Here is a 4,236-nt window from a genome sequence, read left to right as displayed (position 1 = left end):
GGGTGGGGTAGAACCGCGCCGAAGGCGCGGAAAACCCCCACGGCGGGCAAGCCGAAATGCACCACCGGTGGGCAACCGGCACGTCCACGGAACCCCGCGCGGGAGGCGCCCGGCGGGCAGCCGGAAAGCGGCCGGTGCCCTACCGGTAATCCTCCGCGGACGCGGAAACGTCACCGAAGACGACATCCCTGAAGTACCCGTCGCAATCCGGCCGCGACCCGTCCACGTCAGTGAACCCGTACTCCCGGGCCAGTTGGCCACTGGAAACGGACCGTCCGTTCCAACGGGCCCGCTCCGGGTCGGCCGCCACCGCGGCGAGCCCGCGCCCGATGAACGCCGGGGACTCGGCGATGGCGAAGTGCGGTTCCTTCGCGATCGCGTCCCGCCACGTCGCCTCCGTGACCCCGAAGTGGTCCAGCATCTCCTCCGAGCGCAGGAACCCGGGCGTCAGGCACATCGCCGTACCGCCGTACTCCTTCAGCTCCTGGGCCAGTCCGAACACCATCCGGATCGGGCCGTACTTGGCGAGGTCGAAGAAGAGGTTGCCGCGGTAGGCCCGGTTGGACTCCTCCGTGCCGTCGGTGATCTCCACGAGCAGTCCCCCGGGGCGCCGGATCAGCAGCGGCACGGCGTAGTGGCTGGTGATGGCGTGGGCGTCGAGCGAGAGCCGGAGCATCCGCAGCCCGTCCGCCAGGTTCACCTCCCACACCTTCTTGTCGAACTCGAGCAGGTGGTCCCCGCCCCAGACATCGTTCACGAGCACGTCCAGCCGTCCGTGCTCCTCGTCGATCCGCTCGACCAGCGCCCGTACCGCGTCCGGCTCCAGGTGGTCGACCGGCACGGCGATGCCCGTGCCGCCCGCCGCCGTCACCAGTTCCGCCGTCTCCTCGATGGTCTCGGGCCGGCCGACCTCGCTGCGCCGCTCGCGCGTGGTGCGCCCGGTCGCGTAGACGACGGCCCCAGCGCGCCCCAGCTCCACGGCCATGGCCCGCCCCGCGCCCCGGGTGGCTCCGGCGACCAGCGCCACCTTGCCGTCAAGGGGCCGAACCGCGCTCTCCGATGCAGTCACGACAACATGTCCTCTCACTCGTTCCGTGCGACGGTCATGACGTTCGCACCGATACCGGACACCTTGTGTCGGGTATCCGACCGGATAAGCGGCATGCCGGCATCACCCTCCCCGGTACTGGCCGATAACAACACGGCCGCATCCGAGCCCCTCCGGGTGCGTGGCCCCCCTGCAGGACCGATGCTTGAGCCGTGATGGACGAGACCGAGTTCTGGGAGCTGATGGACAGCACTCGCGAGGCCGCCGAGGGAGACGCCGAGGATCAGGCGGACCTCCTGGTCGAGAAGCTGACGCAGTTCGACCCGGACGCCGTGCTGGACTTCGCCCGGCACTTCGAGGCGCGGTACAACCGCGCCTACCTCTGGGACCTGTGGGGGGCCGCCGCCGTCCTCCTCGACGGGGCGAGCGACGACGTGTACGACTACTTCCGGTGCTGGCTCATCGGCCAGGGCAGAGAGGTCTTCGAGGGCGCGGTGCACGATCCGGACAGCCTGGCCGAGCTCCTGGACGACTTCGACGACGAGGTCGACGGGGACGGCGAGGACCTCGGCTACGCGGCGGACGAGGCGTACGAACAGCTGACCGGTACGGAGATCCCCGACCTGGGACTGCCGCCCCAGCCCCCCGAACCGGTGGGCGCCCCCTTCGACCTGGAGGACGAAGCCGTGCTGGCCGAGCGCTTCCCCGCCCTCTGGGACCGCTTCCGGGAGTGACGATGCGCGTCGCGATCACCGGGTCGACCGGCCTCATCGGCTCGGCGCTGACCCGTTCGCTGGAGAAGGACGGCCACGAGGTGGTGCGGCTGGTGCGCCGCGCGCCCCGGAGCGCCGGGGAGGCCGAGTGGGACCCCCGCGGCCGGTCCGCCGACCCCGAGGCGCTGGCCGGCTGCGCGGCCGTGGTCCACCTGGCCGGCGCCGGGGTGGCCGCGCACCGCTGGACGGCCGCGTACAAGAAGGAGATCCGCGACAGCAGGGTGCACGGCACGGGGGCGCTCGCCGAGGCGCTGGCCTCCCTCGCCACCCCGCCCCGGGTGTTCCTCTCGGGCAGCGCGATCGGCTTCTACGGCGACACGGGCGACCGCACGGTGGACGAGGACAGCCCGCCCGGCAGCGGTTTCCTCGCCGAGGTCTGCCGGGACTGGGAGGAAGCCGCGGGCGCGGCGCGGGAAGCGGGCGTACGAACGGTCCTCCTCCGCACCGGGATCGTCCTCTCCCGGCACGGCGGCGCGGCGGCGAAGCTCTTCCCGCTGTTCCGGGCGGGCCTCGGCGGCCGGCTCGGCGACGGCCGCCAGTACTGGAGCTTCATCGCCCTTCGGGACCACGTCGCGGCCCTGCGCCACCTCCTGGAGGCGGACGTGTCCGGCCCGGTGAACCTCACGGCACCCCACCCGGCCACCAACCGGGAGGTGACCGAGGCGGTGGGGCGCGCGCTGAAGCGTCCGGCACTGCTGCCCGCGCCCGCTCCGGCGCTCAGGCTGGCCCTGGGCGAGATGGCCACGGAAGTGCTGGCCAGCTGCCGTGCCCTGCCCACCCGGCTGCTGGACTCCGGTTTCCGCTTCGCCTGCCCGGACGTCGAGAGCGCCGTACGCGCGGCGCTGACCGACAGCTGACGACTCCGCTCCAAGCTTCAAGTACCCCGACCGTGCGACCACCGTGCGACCGTGCTCGCCCTGTGCGCGACTGTTATTGACCGGAATTCTCTCTACGGTCGAGGCGAACTCGCGCATTGCCGCCGCCCGTTGGGGGCATCAGGCCCCCAGCGAGCGGACCGACCCCGGGAGGGCACGTGCTCGACAGCGCACGCCACACCGCACACCACGCTGACGTCGTCATCGTGGGAGCCGGCCTGGCCGGCCTCTCCGCGGCCCAACAGCTCACCGCCGCCGGAGTGACGGTCACCGTCCTGGAGACGGCCCACCGCCCCGGCGGCCGCATGACGACCGACAAGGCCGACGGGTTCCTGCTGGACCGCTCCGGCCAGTTGCTCAACACCTCCTTCCCGGAGCTGATCCGCACCCCGGGCCTGGAGGCGCTCAAGCTGCGCCCCTTCACCCCCGGGGTGCTGGTCCACGCCGACGGCCGCAACCACCGCACCGGCGAACTCCGCGGCGCCAAGCGCGCGTTCACCACCGCCCGCGCCTTCGCGGCGGCCCGCGCGTCACGGAGCGCCGGCCTCGATCAAGCGCGGCTCGGCGCGGCACTGGCCCGCCTGGCCGCGCTGCCCATCGACCGGATGCTGGCCCGGCCGGACCGCCCCACGTCGGCGACCCTCACCTCCCGGGGCCTGCCGACCCGCACGGTGGAGGGCTTCCTGCGCCCCCTCCTGACGTCCCTGCTCTCCGATCCCGACCTCACCACGTCCAGCCGCTGCGCCGACCTGGTGCTGCGCGGCTACGCGCGGGGCCGGCTCTGTCTGCCCGCCGGGGGCTCCGGCGTCATCCCCGAACTGATGGCCGCCCAGCTCCCGCCGGGCACGGTCCGCACGGGCGTGGAGGCCACCTCCGTGGGCACCACGACCGTCGGCACCGCCGGGCACGGCACGTTCACCTGCCGCTCCGTCATCGTGGCGACGGGCGCCCGGGCCGCGGCCGAGCTCGTCCCCGGCCTCCGGCTGCCCGACTTCCACCCGGTGACGGTCCTCCACCACACGGCCGACGAACCGCCGCTGCGGGACGCCTCACTGATCCTCACCGGGACCCGCCGGGGCCCGGTCGCCCACACCACGGTCGCCAGCGAGGTGGACCCGGACCGGGCGCCCCTGGGCCGCGTGCTGATCAGCTCGACGGTGCTGGGGGCGGCCGCCGCCCTGCCCGCGGCCGAACTCGACCGGCTGGCCCGCGAGCAGCTGGCCCACGTCTACGGCACGTCGACGTCGTCCTGGCACCTGCTGGCCGCCCACCACGACCCCGACGCCGTCCCGGCCATGCCGGCCCCCCACGACGTCCGCCGCCAGGTCCGGCTGCTGTCCGGGCTCTACGTCTGCGGCGACCACCGCGACACGAGCACGGTCCAGGGCGCCCTCTTCTCCGGCCGCCGGGCCGCGCAGGCGGTCCTGCGCGACCTGGGCATCCGCCCGGGTTACGGCACCCCCACCACGCTGCGGGCCGCGTAGCGTTCCGGGTGCCCCCCCGGTGGGGGGTGCCCGCGCCTGACGGCGCGGGTTCTACC

General features: G+C 73.7%; 4 protein-coding genes. 3 read left to right on the top strand and 1 reads right to left on the bottom strand.

The features are described 5' to 3' along the window. Window positions 1-139 precede the first annotated feature (139 nt). Window positions 140-1,069: an SDR family oxidoreductase gene (locus tag K6I33_RS32500; RefSeq protein WP_229358190.1), complete on the bottom strand. Its 930-nt coding sequence runs from the start codon at window positions 1,067-1,069 to the stop codon at window positions 140-142. A gap of 194 nt (window positions 1,070-1,263) precedes the next feature. Here K6I33_RS32500 and K6I33_RS32495 point away from each other — a divergent pair, with 194 nt between their 5' ends. The 3 genes from K6I33_RS32495 to K6I33_RS32485 all read left to right on the top strand — a co-directional run bounded on the left by K6I33_RS32495 (window position 1,264) and on the right by K6I33_RS32485 (window position 4,180). Then, the gene (locus K6I33_RS32495; protein ID WP_229358191.1) at window positions 1,264-1,782 is read left to right on the top strand and encodes a DUF4240 domain-containing protein; all 519 of its coding nucleotides are present in this window, start codon (window positions 1,264-1,266) and stop codon (window positions 1,780-1,782) included. A gap of 2 nt (window positions 1,783-1,784) precedes the next feature. Beyond that, on the top strand, window positions 1,785-2,678 hold the full coding sequence (locus tag K6I33_RS32490) for a TIGR01777 family oxidoreductase (protein WP_229358188.1): 894 nt from the start codon (window positions 1,785-1,787) through the stop codon (window positions 2,676-2,678). 176 nt (window positions 2,679-2,854) lie between these two features. Next, window positions 2,855-4,180, top strand: coding sequence for an NAD(P)/FAD-dependent oxidoreductase (locus K6I33_RS32485; RefSeq protein ID WP_229358187.1), 1,326 nt, complete (start codon window positions 2,855-2,857; stop codon window positions 4,178-4,180). Window positions 4,181-4,236 lie beyond the last annotated feature (56 nt).

The organism is Streptomyces sp. UNOB3_S3, from assembly GCF_020740895.1.
Lineage (GTDB): Bacteria > Actinomycetota > Actinomycetes > Streptomycetales > Streptomycetaceae > Streptomyces.
This window is presented reverse-complemented; position numbering and strand designations above follow the sequence as displayed.

What these genes read in the sequence shown, in the direction of transcription:
- K6I33_RS32490 (WP_229358188.1), top strand. Translation starts at nt 1,785, where the DNA reads ATGCGCGTCGCGATCACCGGGTCGACCGGCCTCATCGGCTCGGCGCTG.
- K6I33_RS32495 (WP_229358191.1), top strand. Translation starts at nt 1,264, where the DNA reads ATGGACGAGACCGAGTTCTGGGAGCTGATGGACAGCACTCGCGAGGCC.